At 54.2% G+C, this 20,182-nt stretch carries 16 protein-coding genes; 14 read left to right on the top strand and 2 right to left on the bottom strand.

Annotation, left to right across the window (positions count from 1 at the left end):
• Nucleotides 1-11: 11 nt before the first annotated feature.
• Complete coding sequence (locus OGY10_RS08020) at nt 12-2,156, top strand: PA5441 family protein (protein WP_286576602.1); 2,145 nt, start codon at nt 12-14, stop codon at nt 2,154-2,156.
• Complete coding sequence (locus OGY10_RS08015) at nt 2,126-2,842, top strand: DUF3142 domain-containing protein (protein ID WP_137377101.1); 717 nt, start codon at nt 2,126-2,128, stop codon at nt 2,840-2,842. Before OGY10_RS08020 ends, OGY10_RS08015 begins: the two co-directional genes overlap by 31 nt.
• On the opposite strand, the gene cueR is transcribed toward OGY10_RS08015, so the two are convergent.
• Nucleotides 2,839-3,249 (bottom strand): Cu(I)-responsive transcriptional regulator, encoded by a 411-nt coding sequence (gene cueR / locus OGY10_RS08010; protein ID WP_048214774.1) that lies wholly within the window; start codon nt 3,247-3,249, stop codon nt 2,839-2,841. The two genes, OGY10_RS08015 and cueR, sit on opposite strands and share 4 nt — an antisense overlap.
• 290 nt (nt 3,250-3,539) lie before the next feature.
• Here cueR and OGY10_RS08005 point away from each other — a divergent pair, with 290 nt between their 5' ends.
• The 10 genes from OGY10_RS08005 to ybaK all read left to right on the top strand — a co-directional run bounded on the left by OGY10_RS08005 (nt 3,540) and on the right by ybaK (nt 15,086).
• The gene (locus tag OGY10_RS08005) at nt 3,540-5,684 is read left to right on the top strand and encodes a TonB-dependent receptor plug domain-containing protein (RefSeq protein ID WP_100272827.1); all 2,145 of its coding nucleotides are present in this window, start codon (nt 3,540-3,542) and stop codon (nt 5,682-5,684) included.
• Nucleotides 5,685-5,686: 2 nt separating this feature from the next.
• Nucleotides 5,687-6,511 (top strand): heme/hemin ABC transporter substrate-binding protein, encoded by an 825-nt coding sequence (locus OGY10_RS08000; protein WP_032942568.1) that lies wholly within the window; start codon nt 5,687-5,689, stop codon nt 6,509-6,511.
• A gap of 18 nt (nt 6,512-6,529) precedes the next feature.
• The gene (hutW, locus tag OGY10_RS07995) at nt 6,530-7,867 is read left to right on the top strand and encodes a heme anaerobic degradation radical SAM methyltransferase ChuW/HutW (protein WP_008783980.1); all 1,338 of its coding nucleotides are present in this window, start codon (nt 6,530-6,532) and stop codon (nt 7,865-7,867) included.
• 12 nt (nt 7,868-7,879) lie between these two features.
• The gene (gene hutX, locus OGY10_RS07990) at nt 7,880-8,374 is read left to right on the top strand and encodes a heme utilization cystosolic carrier protein HutX (RefSeq protein ID WP_032942563.1); all 495 of its coding nucleotides are present in this window, start codon (nt 7,880-7,882) and stop codon (nt 8,372-8,374) included.
• A complete protein-coding gene (chuY, locus tag OGY10_RS07985) occupies nt 8,374-8,997 on the top strand; it encodes an anaerobilin reductase (RefSeq protein WP_100272828.1) in 624 nt (207 codons plus the stop codon). Before hutX ends, chuY begins: the two co-directional genes overlap by 1 nt.
• A 51-nt stretch (nt 8,998-9,048) precedes the next feature.
• Nucleotides 9,049-10,041, top strand: coding sequence for a FecCD family ABC transporter permease (locus OGY10_RS07980; protein ID WP_048235958.1), 993 nt, complete (start codon nt 9,049-9,051; stop codon nt 10,039-10,041).
• Nucleotides 10,038-10,808 carry a heme ABC transporter ATP-binding protein gene (locus tag OGY10_RS07975; RefSeq protein WP_048235959.1) on the top strand — a complete coding sequence of 257 codons (771 nt, stop codon included), beginning with the start codon at nt 10,038-10,040 and terminating at the stop codon, nt 10,806-10,808. The genes OGY10_RS07980 and OGY10_RS07975 overlap by 4 nt, the downstream gene beginning before the upstream one ends.
• 147 nt (nt 10,809-10,955) lie before the next feature.
• On the top strand, nt 10,956-13,457 hold the full coding sequence (copA, locus tag OGY10_RS07970) for a copper-exporting P-type ATPase CopA (RefSeq protein WP_267445349.1): 2,502 nt from the start codon (nt 10,956-10,958) through the stop codon (nt 13,455-13,457).
• A gap of 153 nt (nt 13,458-13,610) precedes the next feature.
• Nucleotides 13,611-14,405 carry a TraB/GumN family protein gene (locus OGY10_RS07965; RefSeq protein WP_060682642.1) on the top strand — a complete coding sequence of 265 codons (795 nt, stop codon included), beginning with the start codon at nt 13,611-13,613 and terminating at the stop codon, nt 14,403-14,405.
• Between the two features lie 201 nt (nt 14,406-14,606).
• Nucleotides 14,607-15,086, top strand: coding sequence for a Cys-tRNA(Pro)/Cys-tRNA(Cys) deacylase YbaK (gene ybaK / locus OGY10_RS07960; RefSeq protein WP_003831056.1), 480 nt, complete (start codon nt 14,607-14,609; stop codon nt 15,084-15,086).
• 107 nt (nt 15,087-15,193) lie between these two features.
• Here ybaK and ushA read toward each other — a convergent pair whose 3' ends face one another.
• Nucleotides 15,194-16,846: a bifunctional UDP-sugar hydrolase/5'-nucleotidase UshA gene (ushA, locus tag OGY10_RS07955; RefSeq protein WP_286576598.1), complete on the bottom strand. Its 1,653-nt coding sequence runs from the start codon at nt 16,844-16,846 to the stop codon at nt 15,194-15,196.
• A 174-nt stretch (nt 16,847-17,020) separates the two neighbouring features.
• On the opposite strand from ushA, the gene fsr reads away from it, so the two are divergent.
• Nucleotides 17,021-18,241, top strand: coding sequence for a fosmidomycin MFS transporter (gene fsr, locus OGY10_RS07950; RefSeq protein WP_003021788.1), 1,221 nt, complete (start codon nt 17,021-17,023; stop codon nt 18,239-18,241).
• Nucleotides 18,242-18,466: 225 nt separating this feature from the next.
• Nucleotides 18,467-20,146: a YbaL family putative K(+) efflux transporter gene (gene ybaL / locus OGY10_RS07945; protein WP_048214776.1), complete on the top strand. Its 1,680-nt coding sequence runs from the start codon at nt 18,467-18,469 to the stop codon at nt 20,144-20,146.
• Nucleotides 20,147-20,182 lie beyond the last annotated feature (36 nt).

Here is a 20,182-nt window from a genome sequence, read left to right as displayed (position 1 = left end):
GAAATAAGACTATGGTCAGGAAGACACCCCTTGCCTTTGCCCTTTGCACATTGCTGACCGCCACCCCGCAGGCATTCGCTTCGTTCGATATGGAAGACTGCAAATGGAGCGACGACAGCTGCCTGCTGAAGGGAACGCCGACCTTTAACCCTGAAAACGACAGCCGCGACAACCTGCTGCGGCTGCTGAGCCAGGAAAAATCATTTGTTCTGCCCGTGCAGTCGATGCCCGCAGACATCACTCGCTCCCGAGATTTCTATTTTGCCTATCACCCGCAATGGGATGAGGCTGCCCCGCAAACAGCGGCAGCTCAGGCATCCGCCGCGGACAGTCCTCTCTCCCGACAGATGGCCGAGCTGAACATTAGCGCCGACGAAATAAACATCAATGACGCTGAGCTAGAGAACCGTCATGTTTCGAATAATACCGGGAGCGTTAGCGCCTTTTTTGCCGCGCTGTTGGCCGATTCTACATTAACAGCGGAACAGCGTCAGGCTTTAGCCCAGGCGCGTACAGGACTGCTTTCTGGGGCAACCCGCGAGCAAATTGAGTCTTCTCTTGCCACCTTCCCGGCAGATTCTCAAGCTCTGCCCTATAAAAGCTATCTGGCAGCAGCCGCCAGTTTCTATGCCGGTGATTATGCCAGTGCCGAACGGGATTTCACTCAGCTTGCCAAAAGCGATCGTCCGTGGTTAGCAGAAACCGCGCAATACATGCTGATGCGCACGGCGTTGAACAAGAGCAGTCAGAACAGCGTGGGCGAGTACGGCGATTTTGATATTGCGAAAATTAACCGCGAGGATGCCACTCAGGCTCAAGAGTTGGCGCAGGCCTATCTGCAGCGTTTTCCCCAAGGACTCTACGCTGACTCTTCACGAGGCATGTTGCGTCGCATCAACTGGTATTTACAGTCATGGCCGCAGCTGGCCGGGTTGTATGAACAGGCTTTGCAGCAGTCGGCAGACGCACGGCAACTGCGCGAAAATGTCATCGAATACGATAATGTCTATGGCATGGCGTTCTACGACCAGTCCGTCGTTGAGTCCTTCCCCGACGCGCCGCGAGTCAGCTATATCGAACTACTACGCGCGCTGCGCCTGGATAACAATAACAAACCGACGCTGACGCAGGCACAGCTCGACGCCAGCAAACCGGTGTTTGAACAGAGCCAAAAACTGCCGCTATGGCGCGATCTGCAACTGAATCTGTGGCTGGCAACGGGCAACTACGCGGCAATTATTCAGGCAGTTACGCCAGCGCAGAAACTTGCCGCTCACGATACCCTCGCCTTCAGCGAACAGGTGCTGTACGGCGAAGCGTTGATGGGCCAGAAAAAATGGGCCGAGGCGCGCAATTTCTGGCAGCAGTTGTTAAAACTCAGCCAGGATAACGAACAGCAGCAATATGTACAGGCTAAGCTTGCCGCCACGCTGGTGTATAGCGGCGACGTGGCAGCGGTTTTCGCACCGAATAGCGCGGTGACCAACCTGCGCTTTCGTTCGCAGGTGCTGAAAACGCAGGCCACGCCAGAACTGCTGCGCCAGCAGGCCGTTCATGGCCCGAATAACGAAGAGCGTACCATTGCGTTGCATACGCTGCTGGTGCGGGATCTTACAGATAATCGTTTTGGCGACTGGCTTACTGACAGAAAACTGGCCAGCGCGATTACATCACCGGTCATTGGCGAAGCGTTTGCTGACGTTAACCTGAGCATATTCGACTGGAATGGCGACACGGCGCAGGAGGGTTATACGTGCCGCAGCCTCAATGAAACGGTAACGGTATTGAGCAAAAAAGCGGATGATGCTCACGCGCTGAACTGCCTTGGCGAATTCTTCCGCACCACGCAAACACAAGTCGACCTGTGGAAAAACAGCGCTGGCAACGACGTGCTTGAATCAGCTATTTCGCGTAAGAAACCGTTCGGCCAGTTCGACAGGCAGAGCTACTATCAGCAGGTAATCACCTCACCCACCGCGGAAGTCGAAGATAAGAGCTTCGCGCTGTATCGCGCCATCATGTGCTATGCGCCATCAGGCGCTAACGAATGTGGCGGAGAAGACGTGGACAAATTGCAGCGTAAGGGCTGGTTCACCCAACTGAAAACGCAGTATCCGGGAAGCCCGTGGGCGCAAAAACTCAAATATTACTGGTAACCGCACTGCTTCTCGGCCAGGCACAGGCGGCGGATATCGTCGCCGCCCGTGAACATTCAGCCTTCTGGCTGTGGTCTGGGGTGAAGGCCAGTGACGAGCTGAAAGACGCGCAAACGGTTTATCTGCACCAGGGCGAGGTACTGGTTCGTTCCGGTAACGTGGTGTTCCAGCGCCTCGGACTGCCGGTCAGTCGTCTGTCTTTTCCCTCAATCTGGCTGACCGTACGCTTTACCACCCTCGACGTACCGGAAGAGATCCCGGCGCGTATCATACGGTTGATGCAGCGCTGGCAGATTGCAGGGAATCACGTCGTCGGCCTGCAGGTTGATTTTGACGCTGCGACCCATCAACTGACCGACTACGCCCGCTTTCTACAGCAACTGCGCCAACAGCTCCCGGCCGAGTTTGCGCTAGGCGTAACCGGACTACTGGATTGGGCAAAAACGGGCGACGTCGCTACGCTGAACGCGTTGGCGGTCGATGAACTGGTGGTGCAAAGCTATCAGGGGCGTCACACGGTGACGAATTATCAGGCGTATCTACCCGCGCTGAGCCGCCTGCGCATTCCATTTAAGCTGGGACTGGTGCAAAACGGTAATCAGGATCCACTGGCTGAAGCGCAGCTTGAGAAATCCCCGTGGTACCGCGGCACGGTGGTGTTTATGCTTAATCCCTCTCGCCGTTAAGCCTTCGCTTTGTGATGACTGCAACCGGAGAGATTATCCATAATCGGACATTCAGCGCTGTCATCGCCAGGGCAACTGTCTGCCAGCGCCAGTAAATGCAAGCGCATGGCCTGCAATTCTCTGATATGCCGCTCAATGTCAGCCACCTTTTCCAGGGTGCGCTTTTTCACATCCGCGCTATGACGCGCCGGATCGTTAAACAGGTTTACCAGCTCGCCGCACTCTTCCAGGTTAAACCCAACCTGCCGCGCCTGACGCAGCAACGTCAGTTCATTCAGATGCTGTTGGTTGTAAGTGCGATAGCCATTGTCACTACGCAGCGGCGGCGTCACCAGTCCTTTCTCTTCATAAAAGCGAATGGCTTTGCTGGTTAAACCGGTTTTTTTCGCAACATCGCTAATATTCACATTTCCCCCGCGGTGCTTGTTGGTGCTGAGCCACATTATAGCCCAGATTGCCGTAATCATTTACCCGAGAAATCTGCACATTATAAGCCAACAAAGAGATGAATAAATCCTTTCTATTCACATTGTTATACCCGATACAGATCACATTTCAGTATTTATTGACCGTACAAAATTGACTCAAATCAAAAGATATATTGGTTATGCATCTTTCATATTGAACAAAGGGAAACATTTTTATATACAAATGCGAATGATAATGATGATCATTTACATTTAATAAAGGTTCTCTTATGTTGCCACGGATTAACCAAAGGCCATTTATTCTTTCAGCCCTGACATTATGCATGTCCGGCGCTGCTTCTGCAGCTACCTCTACAACACACGCTTCAACGCCCGACGATGATACGGTGATCGTCACGGCTAACCGCTCTGAAAGTAGTCTCTGGGATAGCCCGGCAACTATTCAGGTTATCGATCGCCAGACGCTGCAAAACTCCACCAGCGTTTCTATTGCTGATGATTTACAAGATATTCCCGGCGTCGAAGTCACCGATAACGCCCTCGCTGGCCGGAAACAAATTCGTATCCGTGGCGAAGCCTCTTCGCGGGTGCTGATTTTGATCGACGGCCAGGTCGTCAGCTACCAGCGCGCCGGGCAAAACTACGGGGCCGGTTTGCTGATTGACGAATCCGCGCTGGAACGGATTGAAGTAGTAAAAGGCCCCTACTCTGTCCTTTACGGTTCGCAGGCGATTGGCGGTGTCGTAAACTTTATTACGAAAAAAGGTGGCGATAAGCCTCTCGGCGGCAGCGTTAAGGCCGTTTATAACTCCGCAACGGCAGGATGGGAAGAATCAGCAGCAGCCTGGGGCAGCATCGGAAACTTTGACTACCGCATCAATGGCAGCTATTCCGACCAGGGGGACCGCGATACACCTGACGGGAGATTGCCCGACACCAATTTCCGTAATAACGGCCAGGGCGTGTGGCTTGGCTACAATTTCGATCGCCATAAAATCGGACTCTCCCTCGATCGTTACAAACTGTCTACTCAAACCTGGTTTGACGATCCAGAGGGCCAGTTCGACGACTTTAGCGTCAAAATACCTAAGCTGGAACGCGAGAAAATTGGTCTTTTCTACGACTACGCGGCTGGCGGGGATTACCTGAAGAAAATCCATGTTGACGCATACACCCAGACAATAGAGCGCAAATTTGAAAACCGGGTCAAAACGACTCAGGTAATCCCCAGCCCGGCGATTAAAGCGCTGACGATAAACAATCAAACCAATACCAACGACAAACAGTATACCCAGGGGGTAACGCTGCAGGGCAATTTCTCCCTTCCCGCGAACAACGAGCTGGTAATTGGCACTCAATATCAGCATGACAAAATCAAACAGGACACGGACGGCAGTACGCGCCAGACCGCAGCTACCGGCTTCTTCGATACGCAAACCCGCACCCTGTCATACAACGAAGCGGAGCAAAGCAACACCTCATTGTTCGCGCAAAACGACTGGCGCTTTGCCGATGACTGGACCTGGACCGTAGGCGCACGCCAGTACTGGCTGTCTTCGAAGCTCAATCGCAACGATACGCAAACCCTGCAAAGCAGCGGCAGCACCTGGCATTCCACCGGGGGAAATTCAGTACACGATGATGAACTGGTGACCTCAACCAGCCTACGCTATTCCGGTTTTAAAGATCTTGAACTCCGGGCAGCATATGCCCAGGGCTATGTTTTCCCCACGCTGACTCAGCTGTTTATGCAGACGTCCGCAGGCGGAAGCGTGACCTACGGCAACCCAAACCTGAAGGCGGAACACTCGAATAACTATGAGCTGGGCGCACGGTATAAAGGGAATATGTGGCTGATTGACGGCGCCATTTATTACTCCGAAGCCAAAGACTATATCGCCAGCCTGGCCTGTTCAGGCCAACCCGTTTGCAGCGGTAATACCACCTCTTCACGGGGCGGCTATTACTACTACGAAAACATCGATCGGGCCAAAACATGGGGCATGGAACTCACCGCAGAATACAACGGCTGGGCGGTTTCACCTTACCTGAGCGGTAATCTCATTCGCCGTCAGTACGAAGGCAATACCCTAAAAACCTGGGATACCGGCGAACCCACGCTGACCGGGCGTGTCGGCCTGAAACATACCTGGTTGATGAATGTCGCTAACGTGACGTCCGATGCCTTTATCCGCGCGGCGTCCAGCGCTAAAGATAATACCGGCACCACGGAAATCAACTACCCAGGCTGGGCCACACTTAACCTCGCATTCAACACCGAGTTCGGTCCGCAGGACCAGTATCAGGTCAACCTCGCGCTCAACAACCTGACCGATAAGCGTTACAGAACCGCACATGAATCTATTCCAGATGCTGGTTTCAATGCCGCCGTTGGCTTTGCGTGGAATTTCTGACGATGAAAAAGCTCATGATTGGCTTACTGAGCCTCGCCTGCGTTTTCAGTGCCCAGTCCGCCGACCGCCTGGTGGTGGCGGGCGGCTCGCTTAGTGAACTGGTATACGCCATGGGCGTCGGCAACCGGGTGGTTGGCGTTGATGAAACCACCTCGTATCCGCCCGAAACTGCCGCACTCCCGCATATCGGCTACTGGAAGCAGTTAAGCAGCGAGGGCATTTTGTCGCTCCATCCGGACAGCTTTATCACCTGGCAGGATGCAGGTCCCCAAATCGTGTTGGATCAGTTGCGGGCGCAAAAGGTTAACGTCGTGACGTTGCCGCGCGTACCGGCCACCGTCGAACAGATGTACGCCAACATTCGAGAACTGGCTACAACACTGCACATTCCTGACCAAGGTGAGGCGCTAGTCAATCGCCTGCAGCAACGTCTGGAGCGTATTAAGCACAGCGTGGCGGCGAAAAACGCGCCGGTCAAAGCCATGTTCATTCTCTCTGCTGGCGGCAGCGCACCTCAGATCGCCGGAAAAGGCAGCGTTGCCGATGCCATTATGACCCTCGCAGGCGCACAAAATGTCGCCACCCATGCGCAGTATAAAAGCTACAGCGCGGAGTCACTGATCGCCGCCAACCCGGAGGTGATCGTGGTGACGTCGCAAATGGTCGATGGCGGTCTGGCTCGCCTGAGCGCGATTGCCGGTATTACCCACACTGCGGCCTGGAAAAACCAGCGCATTGTGGCGGTAGACCAGGCGCTGATTCTGGGAATGGGACCACGCGTCGCCGATGCGGTTGAAGCCCTGCACCAGCAATTCTGGCCTCACTAACTGGATTTATTAAGAAGAATGAAAACTGAACATTCGCTGGATCTCACCGCGCATTTTGCGCTCGAGGGAAGTCAGCCATTTAAGGATCGCCGCGCCACGATGCCCTGGCGTGGGGCGATCCCGGTTGCCAAAGAGCTATTGTCACAGACCTGGCAGGAGGTCATCAACCAGCCAACCCCACCGCGTAAACGGCTGGTGTACTTGCATATTCCTTTTTGTGCAACACATTGTACTTTCTGCGGTTTTTATCAAAACCGATTTGAAGAAGACAACTGCGCCCTCTACACCAACGCGCTGTTGCGCGAAATAGAGATGGAAGCTGATAGCGCATTACATCAGTCGGCCCCCATTCACGCCGTCTATTTTGGCGGCGGTACGCCTTCTGCGCTGTCTGCACAGGACCTGGCCAGAATCATTACCGCGCTGCGTGACAAGCTACCGTTGGCGCCGGACTGCGAAATCACCATTGAGGGACGGGTGCTCAATTTTGACGATGCGCGAATTGATGCCTGCCTTGACGCTGGCGCCAATAGATTTTCAATCGGTATTCAGTCTTTTAACAGCCGAATCCGCAAGAAAATGGCGCGTACTTCGGACGGCCCGACCGCGACGGCCTTTATGCAGGGACTGGTAAAACGAGATCGTGCCGCCGTGGTGTGCGATCTGCTGTTTGGTCTGCCAGGACAAGACGCAAAACTGTGGGGCGAGGATCTGGCGATTGCCCGCGACATCGGCCTCGACGGCGTAGATCTTTATGCGCTGAATCTGATCCCTAATACACCGCTTGGCAAAGCGGTTGAAACCGGGCGCACAACCGTTCCCTCTCCCGCCGAACGCCGCGATCTCTATCTTCAGGGCTGCGATTTCATGGACAGCGCGGGCTGGCGCTGCATCAGCAACAGCCACTGGGCGCGTACCACACGGGAACGCAATCTGTACAACCTGCTGATTAAACAGGGTGCAGACTGTCTGGCATTCGGCTCTGGCGCAGGAGGGTCAGTCAATGGCTATTCCTGGATGGTCGAGCGCAACCTGAATACATGGCATGAATCTATCGCCGCCGGAAAAAAACCGCTAATGATGATGATGCGCACCGCCGAGCGTGGTTTCCAGTGGCGACACACTCTCCAGGCCGGTATTGAGACGGCCCGCATTCCGCTGGATGAGCTGACGCCTCATGCACAAAAACTGGCCCCGCTACTGACCCAATGGCATCACGCAGGACTGACGCGAGATGCCAGCACCTGTGTACGCCTGACCAATGAAGGGCGTTTTTGGGCGAGCAATATTTTGCAGTCTCTTGATGAACTGATTCAGGAACTTAACGCGCCGCGCATTGCGGTAGAGCAACCATAAAAGGAGTGAATAATGAGCCATGTCTCTTTACAGGATTTTTTGAAAACTGAGCCGGACGGTACGCTGGAAGCTATCGCAGCCCAGTACAACACTACATTGCTGGAGGTGGTGAAAAACCTCCCTTCCCCAACGCTGGTTTCCGGCAGTCAATTTGATACCGTCTGGGAAACCGTCTGCGAATGGGGCAAAGTCACCACCCTGGTCCATACTGCTGATGTCATTCTGGAATTCACCGGTGAATTACCTTCCGGATTCCACCGCCACGGTTACTTCAACCTGCGCGGCAAAAAAGGCATGACCGGTCATATCAAGGCAGAAAACTGCACGCATATTGCCCTGATTGAACGCAAATTTATGGGAATGGACACTGCGTCCATTCTCTTCTTCAACCAGGCGGGTAGCGCTATGTTCAAAATTTTCCTCGGTCGCGATGAGCATCGACAGCTGCTGGCCGAACAAGTCAGCGCCTTTCACACGTTGTCTTCATCTTTAAAGGAACATGCCTGATGGCTCCATGGCTTATTTTTGGTGCAGGTGGAAGCGGCGTCGGCGCGAAAACGCTGGAGCTCGCACTGGCGGAGCATCGTCCGGTGATTGCTGTCGTTCGCAATCCCCAGGTTGCTGCCGGGCTGCAGGAAAAAGGTGTGCAGGTCTTTATTGGCGACGCCTGCGACAGCCAGGTCACCGCCTGCGCCTGTCGCGCAGCGGGTCAGCATGCCACGGTGATCTCCTCCATGGGCGGTGCCCAGGATTATCTGGCGCACAGAACCGTCATTGATGAAGCAGAAAAAGCTGAGATCAAACGCATGATTCTGGTTACCTCTCTGGGCTGTGGCGACAGTTGGCCCTTTTTGTCCCCACGCGCCAGGGCCGCATTTGGCCAGGCCGTACGGGAAAAATCGTTGGCTGAAAGCTGGCTACAAACCAGTCTACTGGACTACGCCATTCTCCGCCCCGGCGGTTTGCTGAATGGTGAAGCCACAGGTCTGGCGCAACGCATACAGGCCGAGGAGTGTCATGGCTTTGTGATGCGCGCGGATGTTGCCAGGCACATTCACGAACTGGCCACGGCGCCGACACTCAATAACCAGATTTACAGTTTAGTTGAGCCGGGACTGAAACCCGCGTAAACCCCTCGCGGCGCGGAAACTTCGCGCCGCAAAGACGTTATGGAGCGTTGCGTGCTTAAGGACTCGCTTTCTTCCGTCAGCATTCTGACGGGCCTTTCTCTCTTGCTGGTCGCTCTGATGCTGTTCGGTGCCAGCCAGGGGGCGTTGAACATTAGCTTCAGCGCCCTGTTCAACGACGAATACCGAGATATCTGGTTGAACATCCGCCTGCCCCGCGTACTGCTGGCCGTTTTGGTCGGTGCTGCGCTGGCTACGGCAGGGGTCATTATGCAGGGACTTTTTCGCAATCCAATGGCCGATCCCGGCCTGCTTGGCGTCAGCAGCGGCTCCGCGCTGATGGTCGGCATCGCGATAGTTATCCCATTTTCATTCCCCGTAGTGCTGGTGTTGTATGAGCAGATGATTTTTGCCGTCGCGGGCAGCATGGTGGTCTGCACGATTATTTTCCTGATAAGTCAGCGTCATAACCACGGCGGAATGATGCAACTACTGTTAGCAGGTATCGCTATCAATGCTCTGTGCGGTTCGGCTATTGGTGTGCTGAGCTATGTGGGCGACGAACAGCAGCTACGTCAACTTACGCTGTGGATGATGGGGAATCTCGGCCAGGCCCAGTGGCCAACGCTGCTGGTTGCCAGCACGTTTGTTCTTCCAGCCATTGCAGTCACCGTCTGTATGGCGGGAACGCTTAATTTGCTGCAGTTGGGTGATGAAGAGGCGCATTACCTCGGCGTAAACGTCAAACGTAAGCGCCAGCAGTTACTGTTGCTCAGCTCGCTCCTGGTTGGCGCTGCCGTTTCCGTCAGCGGCGTGATTGGCTTTATTGGCCTGGTGATCCCGCATCTGATCAGAATGACTACCGGCGCCGATCATCGCTGGTTGATTCCTTGCTCTACGTTGGCCGGTGCCTGTTTACTTCTGATTGCCGACACGCTGGCCCGCACACTTGTTCAGCCTGCCGAAATGCCCGTTGGTCTGTTAACCAGCCTGATCGGTGGACCGTATTTCCTGTGGTTAATACTGCGTAGCCGGAGGATGTCATGATCGTCGCTGAAAATCTGGTCTACCACATTCAGGGCAGACGACTGACCGATGACGTTTCCGTGACGCTACCTGATGGAGAAATCATCGCGATTCTTGGCCCGAATGGGGCCGGAAAATCGACGCTGCTTCGCCAGCTTACGGGCTATCTGCAGCCCCACAGCGGGCGTTGTAGCTTGTTTGGCAAGCCGCTGAACGAGTGGTCAATCACCGAGCTGGCAAAAACCCGTGCCGTGATGCGCCAGAACAGTCATATGGCCTTCCCGTTTAGCGTGCAGGAGGTCATCCGCATGGGCAGGCATCCGTATCGTACGCGCAACACGGGCGATGAAACGGAGCACATCATGACGTTGTGTGACTGCCAGGCGCTGGCCGCGCGCGATTACCGGCACCTGTCGGGAGGAGAACAACAGCGGGTACAGCTGGCGCGTCTGCTGGTTCAACTTTGGGAGCCCGAACCCAGGCCAAAATGGTTGTTTCTCGATGAACCCACCTCCGCCCTGGATATTCACCACCAACAGCATCTTTTTCGTCTGCTGCGTCGTCTGGTAGGTGAACGACAGTTCAGCGTCTGCTGCGTCCTGCACGATCTCAACCTTGCGGCGCGCTATGCTGACCGCGTTGTATTGATGGAACGCGGCAGGATAGTTGATAACGGTCGTCCGCAGGATGTTCTGCAGCAATCGTCACTAAATGCACTGTACGGCGCCGATCTCACGGTGATGAATGAACCGCAGCATCGAACGCCGCTTATCGTTCTCAATCAATAACAGACCGGGAACGTGCTGACCTGACGTTCCCGTTTTTCTTCCTTTACGCCCTTTTTGCACCTTTTCTAAAAACTCCCTTGACCTTCCCCTAGATGGAAGGTTTAACCTTTATCACAGTCAGTTAATCCTGCAATAAAGGAGTTGGTTATGTCTCAAACAATCGATCTAACCCTGGACGGCTTGTCCTGTGGTCACTGCGTAAAACGCGTTAAAGAAAGTCTGGAGCAACGCCCGGACGTTGAGCAAGCGGATGTCACTGTGACTGAAGCGCACATCACCGGGAGCGCCAGTGCTGAAGCGCTGATTGAAACCATCAAACAAGCCGGTTACGGCGCGGAGTTAAGCCACCCAAAGGCTAAACCGCTGACGGAGTCATCAATCCCGTCGGAAGCACTGGCAGCGGTCCCTTCCGAGCTTCCGGCAGCTACGGCTGATGATGACAGCCAACAGTTGCTGTTAAACGGCATGAGCTGCGCCAGCTGTGTTATCCGCGTACAAGATGCTCTGCAAAGCGTACCGGGTGTCACGCAGGCACGGGTAAACCTGGCGGAACGTACTGCGCTGGTAATGGGCAGTGCGTCCGCCGACCAGTTAGTGAAAGCGGTGGAAAAAGCGGGCTACGGTGCAGAAGCCATTGAAGATGATGTTAAGCGCCGCGAGCGTCAGCAAGAAACCGCCGTAGCAACCATGAAACGTTTTCGCTGGCAGGCGGCCGTCGCGCTGCTGCTGGGTATCCCTGTCATGGTATGGGGAATGATTGGCGAAAACATGATGGTCACTGCCGACAACCGCAGCCTGTGGCTGACGATTGGTCTGGCAACGCTTGCCGTGATGGTTTTCGCGGGCGGTCACTTTTACCGCAATGCGTGGAAAAGCCTGATGAACGGCACCGCGACCATGGATACGCTGGTGGCGCTGGGTACAGGGGTGGCATGGCTTTATTCCATGAGCGTCAACCTCTGGCCGCAATGGTTCCCGATGGAAGCGCGACACCTCTATTATGAAGCCAGTGCGATGATTATCGGTCTGATTAACCTCGGGCACATGCTGGAAGCGCGGGCTCGCCAGCGTTCGTCCAAAGCACTGGAAAAATTACTCGATCTGACACCGCCGACCGCGCGTGTTGTTACCGACGAAGGCGAAAAGAACGTGCCGCTGGCAGACGTTCAGGCGGGAATGTTGCTGCGCCTGACCACCGGTGACCGCGTTCCGGTAGATGGCGAAATCACTCAGGGCGAAGCCTGGCTGGATGAAGCCATGCTGACCGGAGAGCCTATTCCGCAACAAAAAGGCGAAGGCGATAGCGTCCACGCCGGTACGGTCGTACAGGACGGCAGCGTTCTGTTCCGCGCCAGTGCCGTTGGCAGCCATACCACGCTGTCACGCATTATTCGTATGGTGCGCCAGGCGCAAAGCAGTAAACCGGAGATTGGTAAACTAGCCGACCGTATCTCCTCAGTGTTCGTTCCGGTCGTCGTCGTCATTGCGCTGGTGAGTGCGGCAATCTGGTATTTCTTCGGGCCGGCACCACAAATTGTTTATACGCTGGTGATTGCCACTACCGTACTGATTATTGCCTGCCCTTGTGCGCTGGGCCTGGCTACACCAATGTCGATTATTTCCGGTGTGGGTCGTGCTGCTGAGTTTGGGGTTCTGGTTCGTGATGCCGATGCGCTGCAGCGCGCCAGTACGCTTGATACCGTCGTATTTGATAAAACCGGGACATTGACTGAAGGTAAACCGCAGGTTGTCGCCATCAAAACGTTTGGCAACACCGATGAAGCACTGGCAATTCGTCTGGCTGCGGCCCTTGAACAGGGTTCCAGTCACCCGCTGGCCAGGGCGATACTGGACAAAGCCGGTGATATTACGCTGCCACAGGTCAATGGTTTCCGTACGCTGCGCGGTTTAGGCGTAAGCGGTGAAACGGAAGGTCATACGCTGCTGCTGGGCAACCAGGCGCTGCTCAATGAGCAACAGGTAGATACCACTGAAATGGAAGCTGAAATCACCGCTCAGGCATCCCAGGGGTCAACCCCGGTCCTGTTGGCGATTGATGGTAAAGCGGCGGCGCTGTTAGCGGTGCGTGATCCGCTGCGTAGCGACAGCGTGGCAGCACTTCAGCGCCTGCACCGCAACGGGTATCGTCTGGTGATGCTTACCGGTGACAACCCGACCACGGCTAACGCTATTGCCAAAGAAGCCGGTATTGATGAGGTGATTGCCGGTGTTCTGCCGGACGGTAAAGCCGAGGCGATTAAACGTCTGCAAAGCCAGGGGCGTCAGGTTGCCATGGTGGGTGACGGTATCAACGATGCACCTGCGCTGGCTCAGGCCGATGTAGGAATTGCCATGGGTGGCGGCAGCGATGTGGCGATTGAAACCGCCGCGATTACGCTGATGCGCCATAGCCTGATGGGCGTTGCGGATGCACTGTCTATCTCCCGGGCAACGTTGCGTAATATGAAGCAGAACCTGGTCGGCGCGTTTATTTATAACAGCATCGGTATTCCCGTTGCCGCGGGGATCCTGTGGCCGTTCACCGGAACACTGCTGAATCCAGTCGTTGCCGGGGCGGCGATGGCGCTCTCCTCCATTACTGTGGTGAGCAACGCTAACCGACTGCTGCGCTTCAAACCGAAAGAGTAACCCTCTACCGCATGGCGCTCACGCTTATCCGGCCTACAAAGTGCAGGTAACATTGTAGGCTGGATAAGACGATTTCGCGTCGCCATCCGGCGATTCTCGCATTGCACCTTCCTGGACCACGCGCTAGCATGAAAGTCTACTTAGGGAGGTCGTATGGATCTGTTATACCGGGTAAAAACATTTTTCACCGCGCTACGCGGCAACCACTATACCTGGCCTGCCATCGACATTTCATTGCCCGGCAACCGCCATTTTCATCTGATTGGCAGTATTCACATGGGCAGTCGCGATATGGCACCTCTGCCTGCCAAATTACTCAAAAAACTCAACCATGCCGACGCGCTGATTGTCGAAGCGGATGTTTCCGGTGACGACGCGCCGTTTGCTAACCTTCCTACATTTGCCGCACTCGAAGAACGTATCAGCCCGGAGCAGTTAGAAAACCTGCGTAAAGTCACCAACGAACTGGGTATTTCCCCATCGCTGTTATCTACTCAGCCGTTGTGGCAAATCGCCATGGTATTACAGGCGACACAGGCACAGCAGTTGGGTCTACGGGCAGAATACGGGATTGATTACCAATTGCTGAAAGCGGCAAAACAAGCGCATAAACCCGTTATCGAACTGGAGGGCGCATCCAGTCAAATCGAGCTGTTATGTCAGTTGCCTGATAACGGACTGGCTCTGTTGGACGATACTCTGACGCACTGGCATACCAATGCCAGATTGTTGCAACAGATGATGGGCTGGTGGCTTAAAACACCGCCACGCAATAGCGAACTGGCGCTTCCCAATACCTTTAGCCAGTCGTTGTATGACGTATTGATGCATCAACGCAACACAGCCTGGCGCGATCGGCTCAGGGCGATGCCTGCTGGTCATTACGTCGTGGCCGTTGGCGCGCTACATCTGTACGGAGAGGGAAATTTGCCGGAGATGTTACGGTAAAAAAAATGGCCAATATTTCTATTGGCCCGTCAAAGAGGAATTTCATCATTATTATGATCCCAATGCTTAAAGCATCGGTGTAGTTCGATTGTCGCTCAAAGTCATCATCCTGCCAATACTATTGCGCAAGATGGTACTATTTTTTAGACAGACATCAGGCGTATGCTTGAGTCGTATTTTGTCTGGTCCAGGAAAATTGCTATGACACCCGCCGTTAAATTACTCGAAAAAAACAAAATTTCTTTCCAGATCCACACCTACGATCACGATCCGTCCGAGACGAACTTTGGTGATGAAGTGGTGCGCAAGTTAGGTCTGAATGCGGACCAGGTCTACAAAACGCTGCTGGTTGCCGTGAATGGCGATATGAAGCATCTGGCAGTTGCGGTCACGCCTGTAGCCGGTCAACTGGATCTCAAAAAAGTCGCTAAGGCGCTGGGAGCTAAAAAGGTTGATATGGCCGATCCAATGGTTGCGCAACGAACCACCGGTTATCTGGTGGGGGGGATCAGCCCATTAGGACAGAAAAAGAGATTGCCAACGCTCATTGATGCCCCTGCCCAGACGTTTGACACCATTTATGTTTCCGGCGGCAAACGCGGGCTGGATATCGAACTGGCAGCGGGCGATCTGGCGAAAATTCTGGATGCGAAATTCGCCGACATCGCTCGTCGCGATTAAGCGGTTATAGAATGATTGCCTGATGGCGCGCAGCTTTAAGGCCTACAAATCGCACTGACCTGTAGGCCGGATAAGGTGCCCGCACCGCCATCCGGCACTCCGCCCTGTTACTGCCAGGTAACTTCACCCCTCGGCTCATACACACTGGCATCCAGCGGTGAGCTCTTCTGCACGAACTCTTTCAGCACTTCCGCATCAATAAACCCGGTATTCACATAGCCTGGTTTGTTATCAATGCGCGGATAGCCATCACCACCGGTTGCGTTGAAGCTTAGCGTTGCCATGCGATAGGTTTTGGCTGGGTCAACGGGTTCGCCTTTGATTTTCAAATCGTTAAGCTTGCCGTCTTTCGCCACAAAGCTGACGTTGGCAAACTGCGGATAGGCCCCGGAGTCCGGCTTCATTTGCGCCACGGCGGTCAGATAGTCAATCACCTCTTTCCCGCTCATGTCGGCATACACCACGATGTTTCCGAACGGCTGTACTTTCAGTACGCTCTTATAGGTGATATCACCGCCTTCGATGGAATCACGGATGCCACCGCCGCTCATCACGCCAAAATCTGCGCTGGTTCGCGCCATTTGCGCAGCCAGCAGCAAATGTCCCATGTTGGTCTGCACGAAACGGACTTTGCTTCGGTCGCCTTCGAGGCGCGCATTGACGCTACCAATTTTCACGTCGAGCTGCGCTTTACCTTTATTCTGGAACGGCGTCAGCAGCGAAAGCATTTGCTGATTTTCAGCTATTTCCGGGGTATAGAGTACGCGCTCACTTTTACCGTTGTCCCAGGTCACTTTTTTCTTCAGGTTGACGGGAATGAGCTGGTAGTTGACCATTTTCATTTCGCCGTTACGGAACTCAAAGTCCGCCCGGCCCACATATTTCCCCCACTCGTGCGCCTGCACAATCCAGATCCCATTTTGCTTGTCTGGCGCACACGGCGTACCCGGTACGTAATCAACCTGCTTCTTGTTCTCTGAAGCCATACACACCGGATCCTGCGAGTGACCACCGACAATCATCGCCAGCGATCCCGCCGGCAGGCTACGCGCCATTTCGACATCGCCAGGGGCATTCGAGCCGTGGTTGCCGTTGTCATAATGTCCCATATGGGTGGTCGCGATAATGATGTCTGGCTTTTCACCCATATTCAGTTCCTGGATAACCAGTTTGGCTTCATCAGCTGGTTTACGGAACTCAATATCGGTAAAGAACTCGGGGTTGCCTATTTTTGCCGTATCGTCGGTGGTTAAACCGAGTACGGCAATTTTTAAATCCTGCCGCTTAAAGATGGCCCACGGTTTAAACAAACGCTCGCCGGTGCTTTTCTGATAGATATTGGCCGAGAGAAACGGGAATTTGGACCATTTTTCCTGCTGGCGCAGTACGGTCATGGGATTATCAAACTCGTGGTTTCCGACCGCCATCGCGTCATAGCCAATCAGGTTCATCCCACGAAAATCAGGTTCCGCATCCTGCAGATCGGACTCCGGTACGCCGGTATTAATGTCGCCACCGGAAAGCAGCAGTACGCTGCCCCCTTCCTCTGCCACCTCTTTACGAATACCGTCCACCAGCGTTTTTTGCGCCGCCAGTCCGTATTCTCCGTATTCGCTGCGCCAGAAGTGACCGTGATGATCGTTGGTATGCAGAATGGTAATTTTGTAGGTTTTATCTTTTTCGTACGCTTGTGCAGGCTGACCTGCCAGCGTAAATGCGGCTAATAACGCCAGCGCCACGCCCCGTTTTAAAAACTTCATATTTCTCTCCCTGAGCCAAAATCAACGACTGAAATTACAATGATATGAAATAATAGTCGAAAATGTTTTCAGAAATGAGACTTCCTTCAAACACCTTCCGCAGGTATGTTAGTCAGGTAATAATAACAAAATAGATTACCCTCATAATCGCAACCCAAACAGAAGTGACTTTCTATGGCAATAAGTGAACCAACCCAGCCTGTGGCTGGCGCGTCAGCGTCGGTTGCTAAAGCACGCACCTCATTTGGCATTTTAGGAGCGATCAGCCTCTCCCATCTGCTAAACGATATGATTCAGTCGCTGATCCTGGCGATTTATCCGCTATTGCAGTCAGAGTTCTCGCTAACGTTCATGCAGATCGGGATGATCACCCTAACCTTCCAGCTTGCTTCTTCGCTGCTGCAACCGGTGGTGGGTTACTGGACGGACAAATACCCGATGCCGTGGTCGCTGCCCATTGGGATGTGCTTCACGCTGAGTGGGCTTGTTTTGCTGGCCATGGCCGGCAGCTTCCATATGGTGCTGCTCGCCGCGGCGCTGGTTGGCACCGGCTCTTCGGTATTTCATCCGGAATCATCCCGCGTGGCGCGCATGGCCTCCGGCGGTCGTCACGGCCTGGCGCAGTCAATTTTCCAGGTTGGCGGCAACTTCGGCAGCTCTCTGGGACCCTTGCTGGCAGCTGTCATCATCGCGCCATATGGTAAGGGTAATGTGGCCTGGTTTGTTCTGGCTGCGTTATTAGCGATTGTCGTCCTGGCACAAATCAGCCGTTGGTATGCCGCGCAGCATCGGATGAGTAAAGGAAAACCGAAAGTCGCCATCGTAAATCCGTTACCGCGCAATAAAGTGGTGCTGGCGGTAAGCATCCTGCTGGTGCTGATTTTCTCCAAATACTTCTATATGGCGAGCATCAGCAGCTATTACACCTTTTATCTGATGCAAAAATTCGGATTATCGGTACAAAACGCCCAGTTTCACCTGTTTGCCTTTCTGTTTGCCGTCGCGGCCGGGACGGTGATTGGCGGACCATTAGGCGATAAAATTGGCAGAAAATATGTTATTTGGGGCTCTATCCTCGGAGTTGCGCCATTTACCCTCGTTTTACCCTACGCAACGCTGGAATGGACCGGGATTTTAACCGTGATCATTGGTTTTATCCTCGCATCGGCGTTTTCTGCTATTTTGGTCTACGCGCAGGAGCTGCTTCCTGGGCGTATTGGCATGGTTTCTGGGCTATTTTTCGGGTTTGCCTTCGGCATGGGCGGCTTGGGAGCCGCGGTGCTAGGGCTGATAGCCGACCATACCAGCATCGATTTGGTCTACAAAATATGTGCTTTCCTGCCACTTCTGGGGATACTGACCATATTCTTACCTGATAACCGACACAAAGCCTGATTTTCTGACGGCCAAAAGTAAATTTTGGCCGTCATTACTTGCAGTAGCCATCAGCCTTTACCTCTCACATATCACCGTACTTTTCCGATCCGTGCTTTTTTACGCTTAAAATCCCGTTTTCTTCAAAATTCAACAATTATTCATAAACATAAACATTAAAATTGTCATAAACTATTACTCGTAGTTTGGGTTTTCAGGATCATCACAGCAACCAAAGGAGACGGAATGCATCACGCCACCCCGCTTATCACCACCATTGTCGGCGGCCTTGTGCTCGCTTTTATATTAGGCATGATTGCCAATAAACTGCGTATTTCTCCTCTGGTGGGATATCTGTTAGCGGGCGTTCTGGCCGGTCCATTTACACCTGGTTTTGTTGCTGATACTAAGCTCGCGCCTGAGCTGGCCGAGCTTGGCGTTATTCTGCTGATGTTTGGCGTGGGGCTGCACTTTTCGTTGAAGGATTTGATGGCGGTAAAGTCTATCGCCATTCCCGGCGCGATTGCCCAGATAGCGGTGGCAACGCTGCTGGGTATGGCGCTTTCCGCCATATTGGGCTGGTCACTGATGGTGGGGATCGTGTTTGGTCTGTGTCTTTCAACCGCCAGTACCGTGGTGCTACTGCGCGCGCTTGAAGAACGACAGCTCATTGACAGCCAGCGCGGGCAAATTGCCATTGGCTGGTTGATTGTCGAAGATCTGATGATGGTGCTGACGCTGGTTCTCCTGCCAGCCGTCGCCGGGATGCTGGAAAAAGAAGACGTCGGCTTCGCCTCGCTGGCCGTCGATATGGGCATTACCATCGGTAAGGTGGTGGCGTTTATCGCGATTATGATGCTGGTGGGTCGTCGCCTGGTACCGTGGATTATGGCCCGCAGCGCCGCAACCGGTTCACGCGAACTGTTTACCCTCTCAGTCCTCGCCCTCGCCTTAGGTATCGCCTTTGGCGCAGTAGAGCTGTTCGATGTCTCCTTTGCGCTGGGCGCGTTCTTCGCCGGTATGGTGCTGAATGAATCTGAACTAAGCCACCGTGCGGCGCATGATACTCTGCCGCTGCGCGATGCGTTCGCCGTGCTGTTCTTCGTCTCCGTCGGGATGCTGTTCGATCCGTTAGTTCTGATCCAGCAGCCGTTGGCGGTACTGGGCACGCTGGCGATTATTATCTTTGGTAAATCCCTTGCCGCCTATTTCCTGGTGCGCCTGTTTGGTCACTCCCAACGCACGGCGCTCACCATTGCCACCAGCCTGGCGCAGATTGGTGAATTTGCCTTTATCCTGGCGGGTCTGGGAATGGCGTTGAACCTGCTGCCGCAGGCCGGACAGAATCTGGTGCTGGCCGGGGCAATCCTGTCCATCATGCTCAACCCGGTGCTGTTTGCGGTGTTAGAAAAATACCTCGCCAAAACAGAAACGCTGGAAGAGCAGACGCTGGAAGAGGCTATCGAAGAAGAGAAGCAAATTCCGGTGGATATCTGCAATCATGCCTTGCTGGTTGGCTTTGGTCGCGTCGGCAGCCTGCTGGGTGAGAAATTGATGGCTGCGGGGATCCCGCTGGTGGTGATCGAAACCTCACGTACCCGGGTGGATGAACTGCGCGAGCGTGGGATCCGCGCGGTACTGGGAAATGCCGCCAACGAAGAGATTATGAATCTGGCGCATCTGGATTGCGCGCGCTGGCTGCTGTTGACCATCCCCAATGGTTATGAAGCGGGTGAAATTGTCGCTTCCGCGCGTGAGAAATGCCCGTCGATTGAGATTATCGCCCGCGCGCATTATGACGATGAGGTGGAATATATTACCGAACGCGGCGCCAACCAGGTCGTCATGGGTGAGCGTGAAATCGCCCGCACCATGCTGGAGCTGATTGAAACGCCGCCTGCAGGTGAAGTTGCTACGGCCAGTTAATGTCCGTGCCGGATAGCGTTATCGCTTATCCGGCCT

Source organism: Citrobacter sp. Cpo148 (assembly GCF_030332375.1).
Classification (GTDB): Bacteria; Pseudomonadota; Gammaproteobacteria; order Enterobacterales; family Enterobacteriaceae; genus Citrobacter; species Citrobacter portucalensis.
The sequence above is the reverse complement of the archived record's forward strand: the minus strand, read 5'-3'. Positions and strand labels throughout refer to the sequence as shown.

Coding starts and splice junctions, on each gene's coding strand:
- OGY10_RS08005 (WP_100272827.1), top strand. CDS start 3,540: ATGTTGCCACGGATTAACCAAAGGCCATTTATTCTTTCAGCCCTGACA.
- ushA (WP_286576598.1), bottom strand. CDS start 16,846: ATGAAGTTTTTAAAACGGGGCGTGGCGCTGGCGTTATTAGCCGCATTT.
- ybaL (WP_048214776.1), top strand. CDS start 18,467: ATGCATCACGCCACCCCGCTTATCACCACCATTGTCGGCGGCCTTGTG.
- chuY (WP_100272828.1), top strand. CDS start 8,374: ATGGCTCCATGGCTTATTTTTGGTGCAGGTGGAAGCGGCGTCGGCGCG.
- OGY10_RS07965 (WP_060682642.1), top strand. CDS start 13,611: ATGGATCTGTTATACCGGGTAAAAACATTTTTCACCGCGCTACGCGGC.
- ybaK (WP_003831056.1), top strand. CDS start 14,607: ATGACACCCGCCGTTAAATTACTCGAAAAAAACAAAATTTCTTTCCAG.
- OGY10_RS08000 (WP_032942568.1), top strand. CDS start 5,687: ATGAAAAAGCTCATGATTGGCTTACTGAGCCTCGCCTGCGTTTTCAGT.
- fsr (WP_003021788.1), top strand. CDS start 17,021: ATGGCAATAAGTGAACCAACCCAGCCTGTGGCTGGCGCGTCAGCGTCG.
- copA (WP_267445349.1), top strand. CDS start 10,956: ATGTCTCAAACAATCGATCTAACCCTGGACGGCTTGTCCTGTGGTCAC.
- OGY10_RS07975 (WP_048235959.1), top strand. CDS start 10,038: ATGATCGTCGCTGAAAATCTGGTCTACCACATTCAGGGCAGACGACTG.
- hutX (WP_032942563.1), top strand. CDS start 7,880: ATGAGCCATGTCTCTTTACAGGATTTTTTGAAAACTGAGCCGGACGGT.
- OGY10_RS08020 (WP_286576602.1), top strand. CDS start 12: ATGGTCAGGAAGACACCCCTTGCCTTTGCCCTTTGCACATTGCTGACC.
- hutW (WP_008783980.1), top strand. CDS start 6,530: ATGAAAACTGAACATTCGCTGGATCTCACCGCGCATTTTGCGCTCGAG.